The organism is Schleiferilactobacillus shenzhenensis LY-73 (genome assembly GCF_000469325.1).
GTDB classification, from domain to species: Bacteria; Bacillota; Bacilli; order Lactobacillales; family Lactobacillaceae; genus Schleiferilactobacillus; species Schleiferilactobacillus shenzhenensis.
In genome coordinates this window covers 1-327 of record NZ_KI271605.1, presented here as the reverse complement: position 1 = coordinate 327, position 327 = coordinate 1, and the positions used below count along the sequence as shown (strand labels likewise).

Annotated in this window: 1 protein-coding gene; it reads left to right on the top strand. The window is 48.3% G+C overall.

Annotated features, from left to right (window positions below):
• Nucleotides 1-189 precede the first annotated feature (189 nt).
• Nucleotides 190-327: helix-turn-helix domain-containing protein (locus L248_RS15660; RefSeq protein ID WP_155828666.1), on the top strand; the 138-nt coding region annotated here is incomplete at its 3' end.

The following is a 327-nucleotide window of genomic DNA, read 5'->3' as shown; positions in this document are numbered from 1 at the left end:
CAGGGACAAATGATGTCAAATATTGGGCAGATTGCTCCAGAGGAGCGGTAATGCTCTTCGGGCTGGTGGGATGTATAGGGCTTTTGTACAGAACCCTTTTGATTGCTGGATGCGTTTCCTTTTGTTAAGCTAGAAGTGTAATAAAACAAACGTTCCCACTTCTTGCTCAGCTTAGCGGAGGCGTTCCCCATGCCGATCAACACCCACAAGATCCGTCTCTATCCCAATATCGAGATGCAGTCTGTTCTGGTGGAACTGACGGACTACGGCCGCTATTGCTGGAACCATGCCTTAGAAACGTGGAACGACATGTACATCGCTTCTGTA